Source organism: Leclercia sp. LSNIH1, assembly GCF_002902985.1.
Taxonomy (GTDB): Bacteria; Pseudomonadota; Gammaproteobacteria; order Enterobacterales; family Enterobacteriaceae; genus Enterobacter.
Genome location: NZ_CP026167.1, coordinates 2196773 through 2219222, shown reverse-complemented (window position 1 = coordinate 2219222; position 22450 = coordinate 2196773). Strand labels below are relative to the sequence as shown.

The 22450-nt window shown below is 59.8% G+C and carries 22 protein-coding genes; 9 read left to right on the top strand and 13 right to left on the bottom strand.

Features of this window, described 5'->3' with window-relative positions; genetic code table 11:
- Positions 1–364 precede the first annotated feature (364 nt).
- A complete protein-coding gene (gene citR, locus C2U54_RS10935; protein WP_103178648.1) occupies positions 365–1279 on the top strand; it encodes a DNA-binding transcriptional repressor CitR in 915 nt (304 codons plus the stop codon).
- Between the two features lie 109 nt (positions 1280–1388).
- Here the strand turns inward: citR and C2U54_RS10930 are convergent, their stop codons facing one another.
- On the bottom strand, positions 1389–2549 hold the full coding sequence (locus C2U54_RS10930) for a pyridoxal phosphate-dependent aminotransferase (RefSeq protein ID WP_103178647.1): 1161 nt from the start codon (positions 2547–2549) through the stop codon (positions 1389–1391).
- Positions 2550–2670: 121 nt separating this feature from the next.
- Here C2U54_RS10930 and C2U54_RS10925 point away from each other — a divergent pair, with 121 nt between their 5' ends.
- Genes C2U54_RS10925 through C2U54_RS10915 form a run of 3 tightly spaced genes read left to right on the top strand, consistent with a single transcriptional unit; the run spans position 2671 to position 4510 of the window.
- Complete coding sequence (locus C2U54_RS10925; protein ID WP_103178646.1) at positions 2671–3285, top strand: methylthioribulose 1-phosphate dehydratase; 615 nt, start codon at positions 2671–2673, stop codon at positions 3283–3285.
- Positions 3282–3971 carry an acireductone synthase gene (gene mtnC, locus C2U54_RS10920; RefSeq protein WP_103178645.1) on the top strand — a complete coding sequence of 230 codons (690 nt, stop codon included), beginning with the start codon at positions 3282–3284 and terminating at the stop codon, positions 3969–3971. Before C2U54_RS10925 ends, mtnC begins: the two co-directional genes overlap by 4 nt.
- Positions 3968–4510 carry a 1,2-dihydroxy-3-keto-5-methylthiopentene dioxygenase gene (locus C2U54_RS10915; protein ID WP_103178644.1) on the top strand — a complete coding sequence of 181 codons (543 nt, stop codon included), beginning with the start codon at positions 3968–3970 and terminating at the stop codon, positions 4508–4510. Before mtnC ends, C2U54_RS10915 begins: the two co-directional genes overlap by 4 nt.
- 87 nt (positions 4511–4597) lie before the next feature.
- On the opposite strand, the gene mtnA is transcribed toward C2U54_RS10915, so the two are convergent.
- Positions 4598–5626, bottom strand: coding sequence for an S-methyl-5-thioribose-1-phosphate isomerase (gene mtnA / locus C2U54_RS10910; protein WP_103178643.1), 1029 nt, complete (start codon positions 5624–5626; stop codon positions 4598–4600).
- 105 nt (positions 5627–5731) lie between these two features.
- Between mtnA and mtnK the strand changes: the two genes are divergently transcribed.
- Positions 5732–6931, top strand: coding sequence for an S-methyl-5-thioribose kinase (gene mtnK, locus C2U54_RS10905; protein WP_103178642.1), 1200 nt, complete (start codon positions 5732–5734; stop codon positions 6929–6931).
- 91 nt (positions 6932–7022) lie between these two features.
- Here the strand turns inward: mtnK and C2U54_RS10900 are convergent, their stop codons facing one another.
- The 4 genes from C2U54_RS10900 to C2U54_RS10885 all read right to left on the bottom strand — a co-directional run bounded on the left by C2U54_RS10900 (position 7023) and on the right by C2U54_RS10885 (position 11929).
- Positions 7023–8264, bottom strand: coding sequence for an LVIVD repeat-containing protein (locus C2U54_RS10900; RefSeq protein WP_103178641.1), 1242 nt, complete (start codon positions 8262–8264; stop codon positions 7023–7025).
- Between the two features lie 85 nt (positions 8265–8349).
- Positions 8350–9414: a sugar ABC transporter substrate-binding protein gene (locus tag C2U54_RS10895; protein WP_103178640.1), complete on the bottom strand. Its 1065-nt coding sequence runs from the start codon at positions 9412–9414 to the stop codon at positions 8350–8352.
- A 20-nt stretch (positions 9415–9434) separates the two neighbouring features.
- The gene (locus C2U54_RS10890) at positions 9435–10430 is read right to left on the bottom strand and encodes an ABC transporter permease (protein WP_103178639.1); all 996 of its coding nucleotides are present in this window, start codon (positions 10428–10430) and stop codon (positions 9435–9437) included.
- Positions 10427–11929: a sugar ABC transporter ATP-binding protein gene (locus C2U54_RS10885; protein ID WP_103178638.1), complete on the bottom strand. Its 1503-nt coding sequence runs from the start codon at positions 11927–11929 to the stop codon at positions 10427–10429. The genes C2U54_RS10890 and C2U54_RS10885 overlap by 4 nt, the downstream gene beginning before the upstream one ends.
- 158 nt (positions 11930–12087) lie before the next feature.
- Here C2U54_RS10885 and C2U54_RS10880 point away from each other — a divergent pair, with 158 nt between their 5' ends.
- The 4 genes from C2U54_RS10880 (at position 12088) to C2U54_RS10865 (ending at position 14862) form a co-directional block, all read left to right on the top strand.
- Positions 12088–13185 (top strand): oxidoreductase, encoded by a 1098-nt coding sequence (locus C2U54_RS10880; RefSeq protein WP_103178637.1) that lies wholly within the window; start codon positions 12088–12090, stop codon positions 13183–13185.
- A gap of 61 nt (positions 13186–13246) precedes the next feature.
- On the top strand, positions 13247–13990 hold the full coding sequence (locus tag C2U54_RS10875) for an SDR family NAD(P)-dependent oxidoreductase (protein WP_103178636.1): 744 nt from the start codon (positions 13247–13249) through the stop codon (positions 13988–13990).
- 190 nt (positions 13991–14180) lie between these two features.
- Positions 14181–14477: a type II toxin-antitoxin system RelE family toxin gene (locus tag C2U54_RS10870; RefSeq protein ID WP_103178635.1), complete on the top strand. Its 297-nt coding sequence runs from the start codon at positions 14181–14183 to the stop codon at positions 14475–14477.
- Positions 14458–14862: a helix-turn-helix domain-containing protein gene (locus C2U54_RS10865; protein WP_103178634.1), complete on the top strand. Its 405-nt coding sequence runs from the start codon at positions 14458–14460 to the stop codon at positions 14860–14862. The genes C2U54_RS10870 and C2U54_RS10865 overlap by 20 nt, the downstream gene beginning before the upstream one ends.
- On the opposite strand, the gene C2U54_RS10860 is transcribed toward C2U54_RS10865, so the two are convergent.
- The 7 genes from C2U54_RS10860 to entC all read right to left on the bottom strand — a co-directional run bounded on the left by C2U54_RS10860 (position 14859) and on the right by entC (position 22298).
- Complete coding sequence (locus tag C2U54_RS10860; RefSeq protein ID WP_014169079.1) at positions 14859–15056, bottom strand: YbdD/YjiX family protein; 198 nt, start codon at positions 15054–15056, stop codon at positions 14859–14861. The two genes, C2U54_RS10865 and C2U54_RS10860, sit on opposite strands and share 4 nt — an antisense overlap.
- Before the next feature lie 59 nt (positions 15057–15115).
- A complete protein-coding gene (gene cstA, locus C2U54_RS10855) occupies positions 15116–17221 on the bottom strand; it encodes a pyruvate/proton symporter CstA (protein ID WP_103178633.1) in 2106 nt (701 codons plus the stop codon).
- A gap of 264 nt (positions 17222–17485) precedes the next feature.
- Entirely contained in the window at positions 17486–17899 is a 414-nt protein-coding gene (gene entH, locus C2U54_RS10850; RefSeq protein ID WP_103178632.1) for a proofreading thioesterase EntH, read from the bottom strand.
- Positions 17900–18652: a 2,3-dihydro-2,3-dihydroxybenzoate dehydrogenase EntA gene (entA, locus tag C2U54_RS10845; RefSeq protein ID WP_168192005.1), complete on the bottom strand. Its 753-nt coding sequence runs from the start codon at positions 18650–18652 to the stop codon at positions 17900–17902.
- The gene (locus C2U54_RS10840; protein ID WP_103178631.1) at positions 18649–19503 is read right to left on the bottom strand and encodes an isochorismatase; all 855 of its coding nucleotides are present in this window, start codon (positions 19501–19503) and stop codon (positions 18649–18651) included. The genes entA and C2U54_RS10840 overlap by 4 nt, the downstream gene beginning before the upstream one ends.
- 11 nt (positions 19504–19514) lie before the next feature.
- Complete coding sequence (gene entE / locus C2U54_RS10835; protein WP_103178630.1) at positions 19515–21113, bottom strand: (2,3-dihydroxybenzoyl)adenylate synthase EntE; 1599 nt, start codon at positions 21111–21113, stop codon at positions 19515–19517.
- A 9-nt stretch (positions 21114–21122) separates the two neighbouring features.
- Positions 21123–22298 (bottom strand): isochorismate synthase EntC, encoded by a 1176-nt coding sequence (gene entC / locus C2U54_RS10830; protein WP_103178629.1) that lies wholly within the window; start codon positions 22296–22298, stop codon positions 21123–21125.
- Positions 22299–22450: the final 152 nt, after the last annotated feature.

The following is a 22450-nucleotide window of genomic DNA, read 5'->3' as shown; positions in this document are numbered from 1 at the left end:
ATTTTATAGGGGATCATGGATAAGCCAGGCGCAGCGGCCACGCTGGCGCGCTGTTATACGAATAGCCAGAATGAATTACAGCAGGTGGCCAGCCTGGCGAATAAGGAACAGCTTAATAGGATGATGAGTAAGCCTTAATACCTGACTGGCAGCGTAATAGCAACGCTTTTGCCCGCCTTTTTATGGTGAAAATTACTATAATAATTGTTCGGCCTTTATTTAATTAATTTGCAGCCATGATATATTAAGTTGAAATTTAAATTATCTTAAGTTATCCGATCAAATGGATGATGAATGGCAAACTTACTTCTATAGTTATTATTTATATGATAATGCCATTCAGAGAGCTTACTCAGGACGAATCATGGCTAACCTTTACGATTTGAAAAAATTTGACCTTAATCTGTTGGTGATTTTTGAGTGCATTTACCAGCATCTCAGTATCAGCAAAGCAGCAGAAACGCTATTTATTACCCCCTCTGCGGTGAGCCAGTCACTGCAACGATTACGTAATCAGCTGAACGATCCGCTGTTTATCCGCTCCGGTAAAGGCATCTCCCCGACGACGGTGGGGGTCAATTTACATATGCATCTCGAACAAAATCTGAATAGTATCGAGCAGACGATCAATATCATGCATGGCTCGGCGCTGAAGAAGAACTTTGTTATCTACTGCCCGCAGGTCATGACGAGAGGCCCATTGATCGCGTCGATGAAACTGTTGATGCGTGAGCATAATTATGAAATTGAATACCACGACATGCTGCTGGCGGCCGACTCGGCGGAAGACCTGTTAGCCTACCGTAAAGCTGACCTGGTCTTCTCTTTCGCCCCGATAGCCAACCGGTCGATTGTCTGCACTCGCTACCTCGATTTACCCGTGGTGACGGTGTGTCGTCAGGATCACCCGCGCATCGGCTCGGTTGCCACTCAGGAAGAACTGAGTAAGGAAAAATACACTTTCTTTATGAGTGATGAACCGGGCGTTAAAGTCTTTCAGATGCAGGCAGAAAACTCGTTTCCGGACAGGAAAATCGCTTTCCGCTGTGACTCCTTTTTTTCACTGATTATGATGGTAGGTTCATCAAACTTACTCGGCTTTATGCCTGAGGCGGTATATGAACAGTATCGTGAGGCATTTAATCTGAAAAAAATTGAGGTCCCTTTTACCTTACCTACCCTGAATGTTTATATGCTGTATAACCGCACGGCATTAAATAGCAGCGTATTCTCTACTTTTGTCGAGCAAGTGAGTGCCGAGGGTTTTCAGTATGAGTAACAAGGTCTGATGGGAATTGAATCACACTGTTAATACTATTACAAAATAAATACGCAGAAATTATTTTATAATTCTGCGTATTAGAACCCACTGATTTATATTTATTTTATTATAATTTGTTCAGCTGTTCTGCCGCCGCCAGTAATGTCGTCTCCTGCTTGGCAAAACAGAGGCGAATAAGTTTATGCGGGAACGGGTCAGCACAGAATACCGACAGCGGGATCGCCGCCACCCCTACCTCTTTGGTTAACCATTGGCAAAAACTGACGTCATCCAGATCGGAGATTGCACTGTAGTCCGCCAGCAGGAAATAGGTCCCTTCGCAGGGCAGAATTTCCAGACGACTTTCACTCAACGCCCCGATAAAGCGATCCCGGCGGGCGCGATAAAAGTCCGGCAGCTCACGGTAGTGTTCCGGCTGGTGGCGCAGCATATCAGCAATTGCCAGCTGTGCCGGGGTATTGACCGCAAACGTCAGGAACTGATGCACCTTACGCAGTTCGGCGCTGATCGCCGCAGGCGCCACGCAGTACCCCACTTTCCAGCCGGTCATATGGAACGTTTTGCCAAAAGAGGAGACGGCAACGGCCCGCTCGCGCAGCTGCGGATGCGCAAGCACGCTGGCATGCCCCGCCTCTGCAAAGCAGATATGCTCGTACACTTCATCGCTCAGCACATAGATTTCGCGTTCCGCAATGGCCTGCCAGAGCGCGGCAAAATCCGCCTGCCGCCATACCGTCGCAGAGGGATTGTGCGGCGTGTTCAAAATAACCAGCCGGGTTTTCTCACTGAGCAGTGCCGCGAAGGCCTGCCAGTCCGGGCGAAAGTGCGGCGGCTGGAGCGCCACGCGCTTTACCACCCCACCCGATAACGCAATCGCCGGGGCATAGCTGTCGTAGCTTGGGTCAAAGCAGATGACCTCGTCGCCGGTACACACCAGGGCGGTGATTGCGGCGTAGAGGGCCTCAGTCGCCCCGGCGGTGACGGTGATGTCGCTATTAGCATCCGGTTGATAGCCATACAGTTCCGCGGTTTTATCGGCAATCGCTTCGCGCAGCGGTTGCGCCCCCGTCATCGGCGCATACTGGTTCGCACCGTTCGCCACATGCCAGGCCAGACGTTGCTGAAGGTAGTCCGGGCCATCGAAATCGGGAAAACCCTGCGACAGATTTATGGCGTTGTATTGCTGCGCCAGAGCGCTCATTTGCGTGAAGATCGTGGTGCCGAGAGCCGGAAGTTTGCTGTCTGGAATCAAGGGGTTATTACGCATGTCGACGGACCTGTATGTAATACATATGTTGCTGCCACTATAACACGATGTTAGTATTTGGCAATCAAGACGCTTAGACGTCTAAACCATAATGATATTCCTGGCCGAAGAGGTAAGAAGGATGACAGACGACCTGCGACTCACAGCCCTGGTGGATGCCTGCCACTGGATCGGCGCAAAGGGATGGGCACCCGCCACCGGGGGCAATATGTCCGTGCGGCAGGATGAGACCTGGTGCTGGCTCAGCGAGTCCGGCAAAGACAAAGGCAGCCTGACGCCCGCGGATTTCCTGCAGGTTGAGATTGCCACCAACCGCGCCCCCTCCGGGCGTAAGCCTTCCGCAGAAACTGGCCTGCATACTCTGATTTATCGCCTCTTCCCGGAGGCCAACGCGGTGCTACATGTGCATACGGTCAACGCCACGGTGCTCTCCCGACTGGTGAAAGCGCCGGAGCTACGCCTCAGCGGCTTTGAGATGCAGAAATCACTCCGCGGCCAGACCAGCCACCTCGATACGGTGCCCATCGCCGTGTTTGATAACGACCAGGATATCGACGCCCTGGCCTCGCGAATCGCCCATTACGGTCGGGAGCGCCCGCTGAATTATGGTTTTCTTCTGCGCGGTCATGGCTTAACCTGCTGGGGACGCGACGTGGCCGAAGCCCGGCGTCACCTTGAAGGCCTCGAATTCCTGTTCGAGTGCGAGATGCGTTTACGACAACTGGAGAGAGTATGATTCGCGCGATTGTGACGGATATTGAAGGCACCACCAGCGATATTCGTTTTGTCCACAATGTTCTGTTCCCTTATGCGCGCGAGCGGCTGGCGGCCTTTATCAACGCCCAGCAGTATGCCGAACCGGTCAACACCATTCTGGACAATCTGCGCGAAGAGATTGACCAGCCGCAGGCCAGCACCCGGGATCTGATTGACACCCTGTTCGCCTTTATGGATGACGATCGCAAATCGACAGCGCTCAAAGCGTTGCAGGGGATCATCTGGCGGGAGGGTTACGTCAACGGCGACTTCACCGGCCATCTCTATCCGGACGTTCTGCCCTCTCTCGAAAAATGGAAAGCGCAGGGCATTGATCTCTATGTTTATTCCTCCGGCTCCGTGGCGGCGCAGAAACTGTTATTTGGCTACAGCGACGAAGGTGATATTACTCATCTGTTCAGCGGCTATTTTGATACCCACATAGGTGCCAAGCGCGAGGTAGCGTCTTATCAGAATATTGCGGCCCAGATTGGCGCAGCACCCTCGCAGATCCTCTTCCTGTCGGATATTCATCAGGAGCTGGATGCCGCGGAACAGGCCGGTTTTCGCACCCTGCAGCTGATTCGCGGCGATGAGGACGGGGCCAGCCATCACCATCAGGTGCATCAGTTTGACGACATCAATCCGGAGCAGATCCCTTCATGAGCGCATTGACCATTTATTCAGATAAAGAAGCCAGCCAGCCGGAGTGGCACAGCACCGACGCTGAGGCGATCCAGCAGCAGCTGAACGCCCGCGGCGTCCGCTTTGAGCGCTGGGAAGCCGACCGCGATCTGGGCCGCGATCCGTCGCCGGAGACGGTGATTAATGCCTACCAGCACGCCATCGATAAGCTGGTGGCGGAGAAGGGCTACCAGAGCTGGGATGTCATCAGCCTGCGCGCGGATAACCCGCAAAAAGAGGCCCTGCGGGCGAAGTTTCTCAATGAACACACCCACGGCGAAGATGAAGTGCGTTTCTTTGTTGAAGGCGCCGGGCTGTTCTGCCTGCACATTGGCGACCAGGTCTGTCAGGTGTTATGCGAGAAGAACGACCTGATCTCCGTTCCCGCCGGTACGCCGCACTGGTTTGATATGGGCTCTGAGCCGAACTTTACCGCGATCCGGATTTTCGATAACCCGGAAGGCTGGGTGGCGCAGTTTACCGGGGATGCGATTGCAGATAGCTATCCGAGATTGTCGTAGCACCATGCCCTGCCCGGCGGCGCTGCGCTTGCACGGACCTACAAACGGTTTGTAGGCCGGGTAAGCGTTAGCGCCACCCGGCATTATTCAGACCGCACCCTTGCCAAAAAATCCCTTCGCCACCTCTTCCGGCCGCACCACGCCCGTATCCAGCACCCACCCACTTATCAGTGACGCTGGCGTGACGTCGAACGCCGGGTTATAGACCTGTGCGTCAGTGGGCGCCCACTGCACCGCACCGAAGCTCCCCGCCACGCCGGTCACTTCCCGGGCATCGCGCTGTTCAATAGGGATCGCCTCCCCGTTCGGGCAGTTCGGATCGAGCGTGGTTTGCGGGGCGGCCACATAGAAGGGAATACCGTGGAATTTCGCCAGTACCGCCAGGGAGTAGGTGCCGATTTTATTCGCCACATCGCCGTTAGCGGCAATGCGATCCGCCCCCACCCACACCGCGTCCACCTGGCCTTTGGCCATCAGGCTGGCGGCCATTGAATCGGTGATCAGACTATACGGCACGCCCAGCTCACCCAGCTCCCAGGCCGTCAGCCTGCCGCCCTGCAACAGCGGACGGGTCTCATCCACCCAGACGTTGCTGACCTTGCCCTGCTGATGGGCAAGGGCAATCACCCCCAGCGCGGTGCCCACACCGGCGGTCGCCAGGCCACCGGTATTGCAATGGGTGAGCAGGCGGCTGCCGGGCTTCACCAGCGCGCTGCCTGCATGGGCAATCGCGTCGCAGAGCTGCTTATCTTCGTCGATCAGGCGCAGCGCCTCTGCCACCAGCGCCGGGACAAAATCCTCCTGCCACAGCGCCTGTTTCATACGGTCGAGATTGTTCATCAGGTTGACCGCGGTCGGACGCGAGGCGCGCAGCGTCTCCAGCGCCACCGCCAGTTCATCCCGGCTATGGCCGTTTTCCGCCAGCAGCGCCAACAGCAGGCTGGCAGAAAGCCCAATCAGCGGCGCGCCCCGCACGCGCAGGGCGTGAATATGTCCCACCAGCGCCTCTACCGTTGTCGCATCCAGCCAGCGTTTCTCCTGCGGAAGCGCCTGTTGGTCGAGAATAAATAGCTGATTTTCCGTCACCCGCAGGCTGGTCGTCTGTAATCTCTGCATGTCGTTAATTCTCTGTTGCGTTGTTGTAGCACATTGTGTCAGGATAAAATTCAGATGTATAGACGTCTAAATGTCTTTATTACCGGAACAGATGAGGAACAGGCAATGTCGCAATACCATACCTTTACCGCTCAGGACGCCGTAGCGTATGCCCAACAGTTTGGCGGCCTCGACGATCCCGCCTCGCTGGTAGAGGCGCAGGAGGTAGGCGACGGTAACCTCAATCTGGTGTTTAAAATTTTCGATAACGCAGGCGTCAGCCGCATCATCGTAAAGCAGGCCCTGCCCTACGTGCGCTGCGTGGGGGAATCCTGGCCGCTGACGCTGGATCGCGCCCGCCTCGAAGCGCAAACTCTGGTGGAGCACTATCAGCACAGCCCGCAGCATACGGTCAAAATCCACCACTTCGACCCGGATCTGGCGGTGATGGTGATGGAAGATCTCTCCAGCCATAAGATCTGGCGCGGGGAGCTGATTAACAATGTGTTTTACCCCCAGGCAGCACGTCAGCTGGGGGAGTACCTCGCTCACGCCCTGTTCCACACCAGCGATTTTTACCTGCACCCGCATACCAAAAAAGCGCAGGTGGCGAAGCTCCTCAACCCGGCGATGTGCGAGATCACCGAAGATCTCATCTTCAACGATCCGTACCAGATCCACGCGCGTAACAACTACCCGGCGGCGCTGGAAAGCGACGTGGCCGCCCTGCGCGACGACGCCCAGCTGAAAATTGCCGTCGCCGCCCTGAAACACCGCTTCTTCTCCCAGGCCGAAGCGCTGCTGCACGGCGACATTCACAGCGGCTCGATTTTTGTCGCCGAGGGCAGCCTGAAGGCCATTGACGCCGAGTTCGGTTATTTCGGCCCGATTGGGTTTGATATCGGCACCGCCATCGGCAACCTGCTGCTGAACTTCTGCGGCCTGCCGGGCCACCTTGGCATCCGGGATGCAGCGGCCGGGCGTGAACAGCGCCTGATCGATATCCAGGAACTCTGGAATACCTTCGCGGAACGTTTCCAGGCGCTGGCAACGGAGAAATCCCGCGATGCGGCGCTCAGCGTGCCGGGTTATGCCAGCGCGTTTCTGAAAAAGGTCTGGCACGACGCGATTGGCTTCTGCGGCACCGAGCTGATCCGCCGCAGCGTGGGCCTGTCACACGTGGCGGATATCGACACCATCCGTGATGACGAGATGCGCCACGAATGCCTGCGCCACGCCATTACGCTCGGTAAAGCGTTAATCGTCATTGCCGACCGTATCGACAGCGTGGATGAGCTGGTGGCGCGGGTGCGTCAGTACAGTTAGGTGCGGTCTGTTTGCCCGGTGGCGCTAACGCTTACCGGGCCTACGATTCGAATGTAGGCCCGGTAAGGCGATGCCGCCACCCGGCAAAAACTCAACCTAAATACTCAATTACCGACAGCCCGCCGTTGTAGTCGGTGCTGTAGATAATCCCCTGTGCATCGACAAACAGATCGCAGGACTGGATCACCTGCGGGCGGTTGGGTCGCGTATCCATCATTTTCTCCGGTGCGGCAGGCACCAGCGCGCCGGTTTCCACCGGACGGTAGGGATCGGAGATATCATAGGCGCGCACCCCGGCGTTCTGGTAGGTGGCAAAAATCAGCGTTGAGCTGACAAAGCTCCCGGGGCGGTTCTCATGTAAATTGTGCGGCCCGAAATGCGCCCCTTTCGCCACATAATCCCGCTCGTTTGGCTGCGGGAAGGTCGCGATGCTGACCGGGTTCGATGGCTCGCGAATATCAAACAGCCAGATCAGCTTCTCCCCATCCTCCTGATTGTCGAGCACCGCTTCATCCAGCACCACCAGCAGATCCCGGTCCGGCAGCGGCAGCGCGGTGTGGGTGCCGCCACCAAACGGCGGGCTCCAGTTGCGATGGCTGATCAATTTCGGCTGGCTGCGATCCTTTACATCCAGCAGGGTCAGGCCGCCGTCGCGCCAGCTGCCGTAGGCGGTATCCCCGGCGATGATGGCGTGATGCAGGGCGTAGCGTTTGCCTTCCGGCCAGTTGGGGGTCTCCCCTGCCGCCTGGTTCATCCCCGGCAGCCACCAGCGCCCCGCCACTTCGGGTTTGCGCGGGTCCGCCAGATCGATGGTCAGGAAAATGTAATCGGTAAAGCCGTCGATCAGCGCCGAGACGTAGGCCCAGCGCCCGCCCACGTACCAGATGCGGTGAATGCCGATGCCGCTTAGCGACAGGAAGCTGATTTCCCGCGGCTTATCCGGAGTGGAGATATCAAAGATGCGCAGCCCGGCGCTCCAGCCTTTGTCCTGCACGTCGCTGACCGTCTCCCCCACCTGGCGGGTGTAGTAGACCTTTTCGTCAGCAAAGCGGGCATCGGCAAACAGATCCCGGGCGTTGATCACCAGCAGCAGATCGTCATGGGCCTGCAGATGCACGTTCCAGGTGCCCGGCGGCGCAGGCACATAGCCCGCCGCCTTCGGGTTCTTTGGATCGCGCACGTCGACGATGGAAAAGCCCTGCGACACCATATGCCCAATATAGGCGAAGCCGCGATGCACCATCAGCTGCACGCCGTCCGGGCGTCCGCCCTGGTCGCTGTGGCCGATTAAGCGCATATTGCGGCTGTATTCGGGGGTGGGTAATGCGGTCACACAACCTCCTGTTGCCCGGTGGCGCTGCGCTTACCGGGCCTACTGTCCGTAGGCCGGGTAAGGCGCAGCCGCCACCCGGCAAAGTTTATTTAGCCTTCGCTTCCAGCGTCGCGAACCACGGGGCGATAAAATCGTCGGTCTGGCCCCAGCCTGGAATGATTTTGCCTAAAGAGGCCACGTTCACCGCACCCGGCTGGGCCGACAGCAGCGCCTGCGGAATAGCCGCGGCTTTAAAGTCATAGGTCGCAGGCGTCGCTTCTCCGGCAATTTTATTGGCGATCAGACGCACGTTCGTCGCGCCAATCAGCTTCGGATCGACCGCCACGCTCACCACCCACGGGCTGCCCGCTTCGCGCATCAGCTGCAGATCCTGGTTGGAGATATCGATGCTGTAGAGTTTGATCTCGGTGCGGCCATTCTCTTTCAGCGCTTTATAAGCGCCCTGGCTGAAGGCATCCCAGGTGCCCCAGATGGCGTCGATCTTGCCTTTCGGGTATTTCGCCAGCACCGCGCCCACCTTGTTGGCGGTGTCGCCCTGCACATCGGACGATACCGCCCCGATGGACTCCAGCTCTTTAATGCCCGGGTTCGCCTTCAGCAACGCCTGGTAAGCGGTCTGACGGCGCTCCATCGGCGGGAAGCCCGCCACCCATAGCTTGATGATGTTAGCCTTGCCGTTGAAATCCTTCACCAGTTGGCCGAACGAGAGGTTGGTCAGGGAGGCGTCATCCTGCTGGGTCACCGTCACGCCCGGGATCTCGCCGTTCACCGCAGTATCAAACACCGCCACCTTGATCCCGGCATCCACCGCCTTTTTCACCAGCGCGGTGGAGTACGGGTCACGCCCCTGAGAGAGAATAATCCCGTCATACTTCTGGCTGATGGCCTGGTTAACGAAGTCCTGGAATTTGGCATCGTCGCCGTTGCTTAAAAAGGTGCTGACCTTAAAGCCGAGCTTTTTCCCTTCCTGAATCGCCCCGGCCACAAACTGGGTGGTGTTGTCGTCGGAGCCGAGGTTGCGGATCACCGCGATGCGGATCTGCCCGTCATGGTTGGCAATCGCCGCCGGCACCGGCGCAGGGGTCGCCCCATAGCCCGGCAGTGAACTCAGTAATCCCAGCGTCAGCAAAGAGAGTGCAACTTTTTTCATTCTGTTATCCCGTTGTGTTGTTAGCGTTTTTGTACGTACGTCATCGCCAGTGCCACCGCAAGCACCAGCCCTTTTATAATGTCCATGGCGTAATAGGGTACCGAGAGCATCACCAGCCCGTTGGAGAGCACCCCGAGGATCACCGCCCCTACCAGGGTGCCCAGCGCGTTCGGTTTACCGGAGCCCGCCAGCGAAAAGCCGATCCACGCCGCCGCCACCGCATCCATCAGATAGCCGCCGCCGGCATTCACCTGCGAGGAGCCAATGCGCGAGGCGAGCAGAATCCCGCCAAGCCCCGCCAGCAGCGAGGCGATCACATAGGCCGCCACCTTGTAGCGGGTGGTGCGGATCCCGGATAAGCGCGCCGCCTCCGGGTTACCGCCAATGGCGTACATCCGGCGACCGTGGGTGGTGAGCGACAGCCCCAGCTGCGCCAGCAGCGTCACCGCCAGCATGATAATGACGATGGTCGGCACCTGCCCCAGCGCGCCAAAGGCTGCCGGAATGGTCCCCTCCGCCATGTCGCCGCTCGGCAGGACCATGTTCTCGGTGATCGACCCGCCATAGCTGTAGGTCATCGCCACGCCCTGGATCACAAACAGGCTGGCGAGGGTGGCGAGCATGTCGGGAATGCGCAGAATGACGATTAAAAAGGCGTTAAACAGCCCCACCAGGGTGCAGAGCGCCAGAGTGATGAGAATCGATTCGGTGGTGCCGAAGCCGTGCCAGACGAAGAGCGAGATCACCAGCGCATTCGCCAGCGACGCCGTCGACCCCACCGAGAGGTCAAACCCGCCGATGGTCAGCGAGATGGAGACCCCGACGGCAATCACCGTCACGATGGCAATGGAGCGCAGAATGTTGATGATGTTGTTGGGGTCGAGGAAGTTCTCCGACGCCAGGCCGAAAATGGCCACCAGCGCGACCACCGTCAGCAACATGCCCCATTTATAGAGAAAATCGAAAATGTGCTGACGGCCAGACACCGCCTCGTTGACTGAAAGGGCCTTGCTCACGACGCCGTTCCTCCGGTTGAATAATAAAGTAATGTCTCTTCCCGGGCGCTTGCCCCGTCCACTTCCGCCACGATGCGCCCGTCCCACAGCACGCAGATGCGGTCACACAGCCCCACCAGCTCAGCGAACTCGCCCGAGGCGTAAATCACCCCTTTGCCTTCCCGCGCCAGGCCGTCAATAAGCTGGAACAGATCGGTTTTGGCCTTCACGTCCACCCCTTTGGTGGGCTCGTCGAAGATCAGCACCTGGGCGTTACCGCGCAGCCACTTGCCAATCGCCACCTTTTGCTGGTTGCCGCCCGACAGACGGCGCAGTACCTGCCCTGGCCCGCGGGTGCGCACACCCACCCGGGCGATCACCTCTTCGGCCCAGCGCCACGCCTGGCGATGACCAAACAGACTCCAGCGTGAAAAGGAGTTATCCGCTGACACAGCCAGGTTCATGCTCACCGGCTCATCGATAAAAATGCCCTCTTTACGCCGCTCCTCCGGCACCAGCGCCAGCCCGCGCAGCACGGAGTCTGCCGGGTCGCGCGGCGTCCACGGCTGCTGGTTCAGCTCGCCCTTCGCCACCTGGCTTTTGGTCGCGCCAAAGAGCGCCTTGCAGAGCTCGGTTTTTCCGGCCCCCGCCAGCCCGGCGATTCCAAGAATCTCCCCCTTACGCAGATGCAGGGAGATATCCTTCAGCAGCCCTTCGTCGTGCAGCCCTTCCACCCGCAGCAGCGTTTCGGCGCTGTGCTTTGGTCGCGCAGGGGGGTAGATATCGGTCAGCGCATGGCCGAGCATCTTCTCGACAATCGCCTCCCCACTGAGATTCGCCATCGGGCCGGACTCAATCAGCTTGCCGTCGCGCAGCACCGTTAAGGTGTCGCAGATCGCCTTCAGCTCATGGATGCGGTGGGAGATAAAGACCACCCCGATCCCCTGCTGTTGCAGGCGGCGCACAACCGTGAACAGCCGCTCGCTCTCGTGGGCATCCAGCGGCGCGGTAGGTTCGTCGAGAATAAGAAAGCGGCAGTGATGGGAGAGCGCCCGCGCCAGCAGGATCTGCTGCTTTTCTGCCAGGGTGCAACTGTCGATGGAACGTCGCACGTCGAGGGAGACGTCGAGCTGCGCCAGCGCCTGCCGGGCCTGCTCCCGCATCGCGCCCCAGCGAAAGCGGTGTCCCGGCTGCGCCAGATGGTCGAGCATGATGTTTTCTGCGATGCTGAGGCCGGGGATCAGCGCCACGTCCACCTCCTGCTGCACCAGGTGGATACCCAGCTGTTTGGCCTCCACCGGCTCACGAATGATGACGGGCTGATTGTTGATGCTGATTTCGCCCGTATAGTGGGCGTGCGTCCCGCACAGCACCGCCATCAGCGTGGATTTCCCGGCGCCGTTCGCGCCCGTGAGCGCGTGCACCGATCCGCCCGTCAGGGTGAAATCCACCTGCGACAACGCCTGAAAGCCAGAAAAAGCCAGGCTGATGCCGCGCATCTCGAGGCGACTGGTTATCATCCGCTGCAATCCTGTATTAATCTTTTGATTTATAGAATTTTTCACAGCACTGGCTGGCTGGCAACGACGGAAAAAGCATAAGATAAAGCAAAATAGTATTAGCCATCCGGATGTCCAGACATAACATCAGGTTAGCGCTTCGCAAAAAGGAAACCCTCATGAGCAACACTGACATCCGCGTCGTTCCCGGCCCGGCAAACTACTACTCCCACCGCGGCGCTCTGGCTCGCCTGGACGATTTTTTTACCCCGGAGCAACTCTCCCGGGCGGTATGGATCTACGGTGAACGCGCCCTGGCCGGGGCCCGACCGTTCCTGCCGGACAGTTTTGACGCTGCCGGAGCAAAACGGCTGCTCTTTAAAGGCCACTGCAGCAAGCGCGATGTGAATCAGCTTGCAGAAGCCTCCGGCGCGGATCGCAGCGTGGTGATTGGCGTCGGCGGCGGCGCGCTGCTGGATACCGCTAAAGCGGTGGCCCGCCGTCTGGGTCTGCCGCTGGTGGCTATTCCCACCATCGCGGCCACCTGCGCGGCATGGACCCCGCTGTCGGTGTGGTACAACGACGCCGGGCAGGCGCTCCATTTTGAGATCTTTGACGATGCCAACTATCTGGTGCTCGTCGAGCCCGAGATCGTCCTCAACGCCCCGGCAGAGTACCTGCTGGCGGGGATCGGCGACACGCTGGCGAAATGGTATGAAGCGGTGGTGCTGGCTCCAGAGCCCGAACACCTCCCGCTGACGGTGAGGCTCGGCATTAACGGGGCGCTGGCGATCCGCGACGTGCTGCTGGCGCACAGCGAGCAGGCGTTAGCGGACCAGACGCGGCGCGAGGTGACGCGTGAGTTTCATGACGTGGTGGATGCCATTATCGCCGGTGGCGGCATGGTCGGCGGGCTCGGGGAGCGCTACACCCGCGTGGCGGCAGCGCATGCGGTGCATAACGGCTTAACGGTGCTGCCGCAGACCGCGCCATTCCTCCACGGCACCAAGGTGGCATACGGGATCCTGGTGCAGAGCGCCCTGCTCGGCCAGGACGAGGTGCTGCGCGAGCTGGTCGCGGCCTACCAGCGCTTTAACCTGCCTACCACCTTGCGTGAGCTGGAGGTTGACATCCATAATCGCGAGGCGCTGGACCGGGTGATCGCCCACACCCTGCGCCCGGTAGAGTCGATCCACGCCCTGCCGATCGCCCTGACGCCGGAGGTGCTGCGCGCCGCATTTGAAAAAGTGGAAAACTTCAGCCACCCGGCGCATTGACGCCGGGAACTGGCCCTCTATACCTAATGATGATCATCACCACTCTCGTAACGAGGTCATCATGCAGATCGACTTAACAGGTAAAAAGGCGCTGGTAACCGGTGCCAGTCGTGGGTTAGGCCGTGCCATTGCGCTCTCCCTGGCACGCGCCGGCGCCGATGTCGTTATCACCTATGAGAAATCCGCCGATAAAGCCCAGGCCGTCGCGGATGAGATCCGCGCGCTGGGGCGGCGCGCCGAGGCGATCCAGGCCGACAGCGCCAGCGCTCAGGCGATTCAGGATGCCGTCACCCAGGCGGCGCGCAGCCTCGGCGGGCTGGATATCCTGGTGAACAATGCCGGGATTGCGCGCGGTGGTCCGCTGGAGACGATGACCCTGGCGGACATTGATGCCCTGATCAACGTCAATATTCGCGGGGTGGTGATCGCCATTCAGGAGGCGCTGGTTCACATGTCCGACGGCGGGCGCATCATCAACATCGGCAGTTGTCTGGCGAACCGCGTTGCCCAGCCCGGCATCGCCGTTTACTCCATGACCAAATCGGCGCTCAACTCCCTGACCCGCGGGCTGGCGCGCGATCTCGGCCCGCGCGGGATCACCGTCAACCTGGTTCACCCTGGCCCAACCAACAGTGACATGAACCCGGAAGATGGCGATCAGGCCGCCTCCCAGCGTCAGCTTATTGCCCTCGGGCACTATGGTCAGCCAGAGGATGTCGCCGCCGCGGTGACCTTCCTTGCCAGCCCCGCCGCCGGGCAGATCTCCGGCACCGGGCTGGATGTGGACGGCGGGCTGAACGCCTGACGCCTGCTCGCAGTTTTGATGTTAGCCTCTGTCGTCCGGCAGAGGCGTTTTCGACCCGCCTCGACAAACTCACTTTTGCCGCTTTTTCCGCTCTCCCCCTCGCCCTACAGTACCCCATAAGACATTCGGAATTTATCTAATAGTCTTATTATTTCCTTATATTTCGTGTGGGCGTATAGTGGAGGTACGGATGAAGATTGTCTGGTCAAAAACCGCGGAGAAACAGTTAGCGAAAATCGATCCCCGCTATCGCTGGCGCATTGCACGCAGGCTGGCGAGTCTGGATGACCACGCCGCTCCCGTGGCGGATATTAAAAAATTGTCCTCACCCGAAAACCACCATCGATTGCGGGTGGGTGATTACAGGGTCATCTACACCCTTGAGAATCAGCAAAGTGATACCTGTTATGTGGTATCCGTTAAGCGTCGAACAACAACCACCTATCTTCATGAGGAGCAGATGGAATATGACTGTGCAGTTGATTAAGGATGAAGAGGGAAAAACGCAATATGCCGTCATTCCGTACAGGGACTATCTTCGCATGCGCTTAGCCATGCTGGAGCAGGATGACGACGATGAAAGCGAATGGGAAGACATTCCTTACGAATCAGATATCTACGATAGTGTTGGCTTGCCGGGAGAGGTCTGCAACATAATGCATAGCGAAAATGTCAGCCTGCAGGCGGCCTGGCGCATCTACCGCGGCCTGTCCCAGCAGGAGGTGGCCGACAAGCTGGGCATCAGCCAGTCCGCCGTATCACAGCTGGAAGCCGTGGATTCCCGCCCGCAAAAACGCACCCGCGAAAAGCTGGCGGCCATTTATGGCTGTAAGCAGGAGCAGATCAGCCTCTACTTACCGAAAGAGGGTTAACAGCACTTCGCGCCGCCTTTACCGCCGTAGCGGGCATCCTGGCGATCGCGGAAAAACGCCTCGTAGGTCATCGGCGTCTGGTCAGGATGGTTGACGCGCATATGCTCGACATAGTTGTCGTAGTCCGGCACGCCGATCATCATTTTTGCGGCCTGCCCTAAATATTTACCGGCTTTTGACAGGGTATCGAACATCGCTCTTCTCTCACAAAAAAGGTAGGCCGGGTAAGCGCTAGCGCCACCCGGCACACAGGTTAATGCGCCCCTTTCGCCTGGGTCACAATCTCTTCATAGTTGGCCGGCATCGGCTCATACGGCGTCTCTTTCGCGGTAGGTTTGTCCTGTTTCAGGGCGGCCAGCCCGGTCTTCAGAGAATAGAGCGCCAGCACCACAACCACCACCATAAAGAAGATGGTCAGCCCGGCATCCAGACGGTTGTTAAAGACCAGCTGCGAGAGCTGGGACTCGGTATACTGCGCCGGGATCTTGCCGCTGTCGATCATCGCCTGGAACTTGTTGGCGATGGCCAGGAAGCCCACTTTGGCATCGCTGCTGAAGGCTTTCTGCCAGCCTGCGGTCAGGGTACAGATCAGCAGCCAGGCGGTTGGCACCAGGGCGACCCAGGCGTAACGCTGACGTTTCATCTTGAACAGCACCACCGCGCAGAGCATCAGCGCCATACCGGCCAGCATCTGGTTAGCGATACCGAACAGCGGCCACAGGGTGTTGATGCCGCCCAGCGGATCGACCACCCCCTGATGCAGGAAGTAACCCCACGCCAGGACGCAGAGCGCCGTCGCCAGCAGGTTCGCAGGCAGCGATTCGGTGCGTTTGAGGCCGGGGGAGATCACCCCCAGCAGATCCTGCAGCATAAAGCGCGCCGCACGTGTCCCGGCATCCACCGCCGTCAGGATAAAGAGCGCTTCGAAGAGGATGGCGAAGTGATACCAGAACGACACATCCATCAGACCGCCCAGCGCGCCGTGCAGAATGTAGGCCATGCCCACCGCCAGGGTCGGCGCACCGCCCGCGCGGGAGATAATCGACTGCTCGCCCACCTCGTTGGCAATCTGAGAGAGAGTATCCGGGGTAATGCTAAAGCCCCAGCCGCTGACCACCTGGGCCGCAGAGGCCACCACGTCCGCCGTACCGGCAGGCGCCAGCACCGCAATCGGGCTGTTCATCGCAAAGTAGACGCCCGGATCGATAATGCAGGCGGAGACCAGCGCCATGATCGCCACGAAGGACTCCATCAGCATGCCGCCGTAGCCGATAAAGCAGGCCTGGTTTTCATTCGCCAACATCTTCGGCGTGGTGCCGGAGGCGATCAGGGCATGGAAGCCAGAGACCGCGCCACAGGCGATGGTGATAAACAGGAACGGGAACATATTGCCGGACCAGACCGGACCGGTGCCATCAATAAACTTCGTCACCGCCGGCATGGTCAGGGTCGGGCGCATGATCAGAATGCCAATCGCCAGGCCAACAATGGTGCCGATTTTCAGGAAGGTGGAGAGGTAATCGCGCGGAGCCAGCAGCAGCCACACCGGCAGCACCGCCGCTACAAAGCCATAGCCCACCAGCATCCAGGTCAGCTGCACGCCGGTATAGTCAAAGTATGGCGCCCAGGTTGGGCTCTCGGCCACCCAGCCGCCGGAGATAATGGCGAAGACCAGGAAGACCAGGCCAATCACCGACACTTCGCCGATGCGCCCCGGGCGCAGGTAGCGGATGTAGATCCCCATAAAAATTGCCAGCGGAATGGTAAAGGCGACGGTATATGTCCCCCACGGGCTGTGGGTCAGGGCTTTCACCACGATCATCGCCAGCACCGCAAGGATGATCACCATGATCATAAAGCAGGCCACCAGCGCAATCACCCCGGCGGTCGGGCCCATCTCCTCTTTTACCAGCTCGCCGAGGGAACGCCCGTCGCGGCGGGTGGAGACGAACAGCACCATAAAGTCCTGCACTGCGCCTGCCAGCACCACCCCGGCGAGGATCCAGATCATCCCGGGCAGGTAGCCCATCTGCGCGGCCAGCACGGGCCCCACCAGCGGCCCGGCCCCGGCGATAGCGGCAAAGTGGTGACCGAACAGCACTTTTTTATCGGTTGGCACATAGTCCAGCCCGTCGTTATGGCGCACCGCTGGCGTCATGCGCGTCGGGTCAACCGAGAGGACGTTATGGGCAATAAACTTGCCGTAAAAACGGTAGGCAATCAGATAGATACAGACCGCTGCGACGACTATCCACAGCGCATTGATCTGTTCACCGCGGTTGAGGGCGATATAGCCCAGCGCAAAGGCACCCACCACGGAGAGCCCTGCCCATATGAGGTATTTCCCTGAGTTATTCATGATATGGTTTCCATCATCGCAGAAGTGAGATGTTACATTTTGTATCTATAACACTCGCTTAAGATTTAACAACTCAACCACACGTAAAAACAGACATCCAACCAGTCATTTACATAACATTGTTAAGCCGATCACTTTCACCCCGTCCCGCGGCGGAGGACCTTAATTAAAACAGGGCTCAGCGCTGAAATGCCACCCGGCAAACAGCCGCATCGAACCGTAGGCCGGGTAAGCGCAGCGCCACCCGGCACACAGCCGCACTCTCTACCCCAACACCATCGTACTCAACCGGCAGGTACAGCAGCGCCGTCCCTGCTCGTCAAACACCACAATCTCCCAGCTCTGGCTGGTGCGCCCGAGGTGCAGCGGCTGACACACCCCGCGCACCTTGCCCTGCGCCACCGCCCGGTGATGGGTGGCGTTCAGCTCCGTGCCCACCACGCTCTGCCCGTCGCGGGTCATCAGGAAGCCAGCCATCGACCCCAGGGTCTCCGCCAGCGCCGCCGACGCGCCGCCGTGCAGTAAACCAAACGGCTGATGAGTGCGCGTATCTACCGGCATTTCGGCCTCCAGGGTGTCATCTCCCAGCCGGGTGTAGACGATCCCCAGATGCGCCACCATCGTGTTCAGGCTGGTAGCGTTCAGCGCCTCCAGCGATAAATGACGTTTCCAGATCATCTAGGCCCCCAGCGTGGAGCCGCCGTCCACCACGATATCCTGCAACGTGATGTGGCTGGCGTGGTCGGAGGCGAGGAACAGCACGGTGCTGGCGATCTCCTCTGGGCGGGCGATTTTACCCAGCGGAATGCCGAGCTTGAACTGCTCGCCAAACCCGCGAATACGCTGCTGCTCGGCATCGTCGCTTTTCCACAGGGTGCGCTGCATGTCGGTATCGGTGGAGCCCGGCGAGACCAGGTTAGAGCGCACGCCGCTCCCCGCCAGCTCCAGGCCGACGGTGAGCGCCAGACTTTTCAGCGCCGCTTTCGAGGCGCCGTAAGCGCTCATGCCGATGCGTGGCGTATGGGCCGCGTCGGAGGCCACGGTGACAATCGCCCCGCCCTGCTGACGACGGAACTGGCCCATCGTCTGCTGAAAAAGGTTGAACGCTCCACCCACGTTGACCGCAAAGGTCTGCTGCCAGTCCGCCTGTGAGAGCTGGTCGGTGGCGCCCATGCGTAAAATACCGGCGGCATTCACCAGCACATCAAGCCGCTCGAGGCTCGCCAGCAGACGCCCGAAAACCGCGTTGACCTGCTGCGCATCCGCCACATCCAGCACTTCGGTGGCAAAGGGATATTCCGCCTGCGGGAAGGCGACATCAAAGCCCGTCACCTCCGCGCCCGCCGCCGCAAACGCCCGGGCCGTGGCGTAACCGATGCCTTTTCCGGCCCCGGTCACCCAGACGGTTTTACCCGTGAAATCCAGCATCATTTCACCTCGCGGGAGAGCAGCGCCCACCAGGCATCAAGGGTCGGGTTTTTCGCCAGCATCACAAAGTCGATATCGCCATGCACTTTGCGCCAGCGCGCCGCCAGGGCCATCATCCGCACCGAATCCAGCCCGTAGTCGATCAGGTTTTCATCATCCATCGGCTCGTCGGACTCATCCAGCAGAGGCAGGATGAGCTCGCGCAGCGCCGCTTTGCTGGCTGGCAGCGAGGGCAGCAGCTCGTCGGTAGTCACCACGCGCCCGGAGCGACCGGCCACATAGTTGAGCGACATCAGGTGCTCGTCCCGGGTGAAGTCCGCCAGCGCATCGGCGACGAAGAACGGCTGAATGTCGCGCATAAAGGCGTCGGTGGCGGTGGTCATGCAGCCGATATGGGCGTACACGCCGGTGATGATGAGCTGATCGCGGCCGCTCTCTTTAAGCATCTGCTCCAGCGGCGAGCGGTGAAACGCGCTGTAGCGCCACTTCACTAGCACGGTGTCGGCTTCGTCCGGCGTCAGTTCAGCCACGATGCGCTGCTGCTCCGGCGAGCGGGTCAGGCCCGGCCCCCACATGTCGTTCAGCAGGGCGCGGTCCTCATCGCTCTGCTCTTTCGGCTGGGCGGTGTAGTAGACCGGGATCCCCTGCTGTTTGCAGTAGTCACGCAGCCGGGCGATGTTCGCCACCACCTGCGCCATCATCGGGCAGTTCTCGCCCCAGAAGTTGAGGAAATACTCCTGCATATCGTGGATCAGCAGCGCGGCGCGCGCGGGCTCCATCGTCCAGCTCACTTTATTGGTCGGCAGATCTGCCGCGCCCGGCAGCGCGTAACCGGTTAATTTTGGAATTGCCATCGTCTTGCTCCTCAGCCCCGGGCCCGTTCGACCAGCCACAGGCGTAATTGTTTTTTATCCACTTTCCCTACCGGCGTCAGCGGCAGTGCCTCCAGGCACTCGACGCGATCCGGCAGCTTAAATTCGGCGACGCCCTGCTCGCGCAGGAAGCGGCGCACCTCCACCGCTCGCAGGGGCTGTTTCACCACCAGATACGCGCAGCTCTTCTCGCCCAGCAGGCTGTCTTCCATGCTGACCAGCGCGGCGTGGATCACCGCCTCGTGGCGCAGGAGCAGGTTTTCCACCTCTTCGGCGGCAATTTTTTCACCGCCGCGGTTAATCTGATCTTTCTCACGCCCCTGCACGGTGATGTAGCCCTGCTCGTCAATGGCGATCAGATCCCCGGAGCAGTAAAAGCCGTTCTCATCGAAGGCGCTGGCGTTGTGCTCCGGGCTCTTGTAGTAGCCGCGGAAGGTGTACGGCCCGCGGGTCATCAGGCGCCCCACCTCGCCGCGCGGCAGCGGATTACCGTGCTCGTCGGCCACCCACACTTCATCATCCGGGCACATCGGGCGGCCCTGGGTATTGATGATGCGCTCCGGCGTATCATCCAGCGCGGTGTAGTTCACCAGCCCTTCGGCCATGCCAAACACCTGCTGGAGCTGACAGCCGATCTCAGCCGGAATACGGGCGGCCAGGGTGGCGGAAAGGCGCGCCCCGCCTACCTGCAACAGTTGCAGGGATGCCAGCTGCGCATTGCCCGCCCCCTCGCTGATAGCCTGTAACCACAGGCTGACCGCAGGCGGCACCAGCGAGGTGACGGTGATCTGATGTTGTTCGATTAGCGGGAAACAGAGCGTGGCGCTCGGATCGTTCGCCAGCACCACGCAGCCCCCGGCCATAAAGACTCCCAGCGAGCCGGGGGAACTCATCGCGAAGTTATGCGCCGCCGGGAGTGCGTTCAGGTAACGGGTATCCGCGGTAATGCCGCAGATCTCGTTGCTGCGACGAATGCTGTAGTAATAGTCGTTGTGGGTGCGCGGGATCAGCTTCGGCGTGCCGGTGCTGCCGCCGGAAAGCTGGAAGAACGCCACTTCGTCCGCCGGGGTCGGAGTGGCGATAAAATGTTCCGCCGGGCGGGCAATCGCTGCCTCCAGCCCGTCTCCACGCAGCAGCACCGTGCGCACGGAACGGTGCTGTTCCATAAAGGTGTTGAGGAAGTCGTCGCCAGCAAAGAGACCGTGAGCGCGATCGGCAATCAGCAGCGCGGGTTCAATCTGGCTGGCGTAGGCGTTCAGCTCGCTGCGCTGATGGCTGAAGAGGGCATTAACCGGGGCCACGCCCACCTGCAACAGGGCGAAAAAGGTGATGTAGAACTCGGCGACGTTGCCCAGCTGCACCAGGGCGGTTTCGCCCCGCTGAACGCCCTGCGCCTGCAACGCAGACGCCAGGTTATTGACGGACTGCTGGAACTGGCGGTACGTGATGCGGCGTTCGCCGTCGACTAACGCCCACGCGTCGCTGTCGCCGTGGCGGGTGAGAATGTCCGTCAGGGGCAGATCCTGCCAGTAACCTTTTTCACGATAGCGGCGGGCAAATTCGTCGGGCCAGCGGGTAAAGGGAAGGGTCATGATTAATCCTTAATGCAAACCAAAAACGTTGAGCATGGTGGTCAGCTTCACGCCGGTTTCACGCCATTCGGCCACCGGGGAAGAGGCCGGAACAATCCCGGCACCGGCAAACAGACGTACGCTGTTGGCCTGAATACGCGCGCAGCGGATGGTCACCACCCACTCGCCGTTGCCTTCGCTGTCGCACCAGCCGACGATGCCGCCGAACAGCTCGCGGTCAAACGGCTCCAGCTCGGCAATCAGCTCCTTCGCCGCCTGGTGCGGGAAGCCGCTCAATGCCGGGGTCGGGTGCAGCAGGCAGGCCAGGGTCAGGGCGTTCTCATCTTCACGCGCTTCGCCTTCCACCGGGGTGGCGAGGTGCCACAGGGTCGGGGTGGTGATGAGCTGCGGCGAGGCGGGCATGGTCAGCCGATGGCTACGCGGAGCCAGCACCGCCTTCATCGCCTGGGTGACCAGCTCATGTTCGTGGCGATCTTTTTCCGAGGCCAGCAGCTTGTTGCCCGCCTCGCGATCGAGCATGTCATCCGGTTGACGACGCGCGGAACCGGCCAGCGGCAGGGAGCTGAAGTGCGCCCCCTCTTTACGCAGCAGCAGCTCCGGGCTGGCGCCGAGCAGCACCCCGCCATCCTCCAGCGGGACGTGGAAATTAAAGCTGGCCGGGTTCTGGGCGATCAGTTTTTCCAGCAGCGCGCCGCTGTCGAGTTTCTCTTCGGTTGCGATATCGATCAGGCGCGACAGCACTACCTTGTTGACGCGCGGAGTGGCGGTCAAAACGGCGGCGCGGGCCACCATCTCTTCAAAGGCTAACTGGGCCGGGATCTCGGTGCGGGATTTGACCGTCAGCGGTGAGGTTCGGGCGGCATAGCGGGCAGCCTGCTGACGCGCCGGGCGGGCAAATGATTGCCACAGCTCCGGGATAAACAGCGATGACGGCTGGCGGGTATCAAAGGGGATAGCCCCTACCATCACCGGGTTGCTGATGCCAGCGGCTTTAGCATTGGCAAAGGCCTGTTTCAGCTGCTGCTGGAATGGGCTTGCCGGATCGTCGCCGCCAACGGCGGGAGTGGAAAAACGGGCAAAGCAGCCAGAGGTGGTAAAACTGCGATAGGGCGACATAAAGAAGAAGCTCTCTTTTTGCAGCCGGGTCGCGGTGTGCTGAACATCCTCAGCCAGTGACGTATCCATATCATCCTCCTGAAATGATAAAAGCAGTAAGAATTATTATCATTTATATTTTCGCTGGCTAACCTAATCCCAGAGCGCAATGGTGTCAACAGCCCAGCGTGTAACTTGTGCGACTATCGCTTGCATCCCTTCGGCTCATTCATGAAAATGAG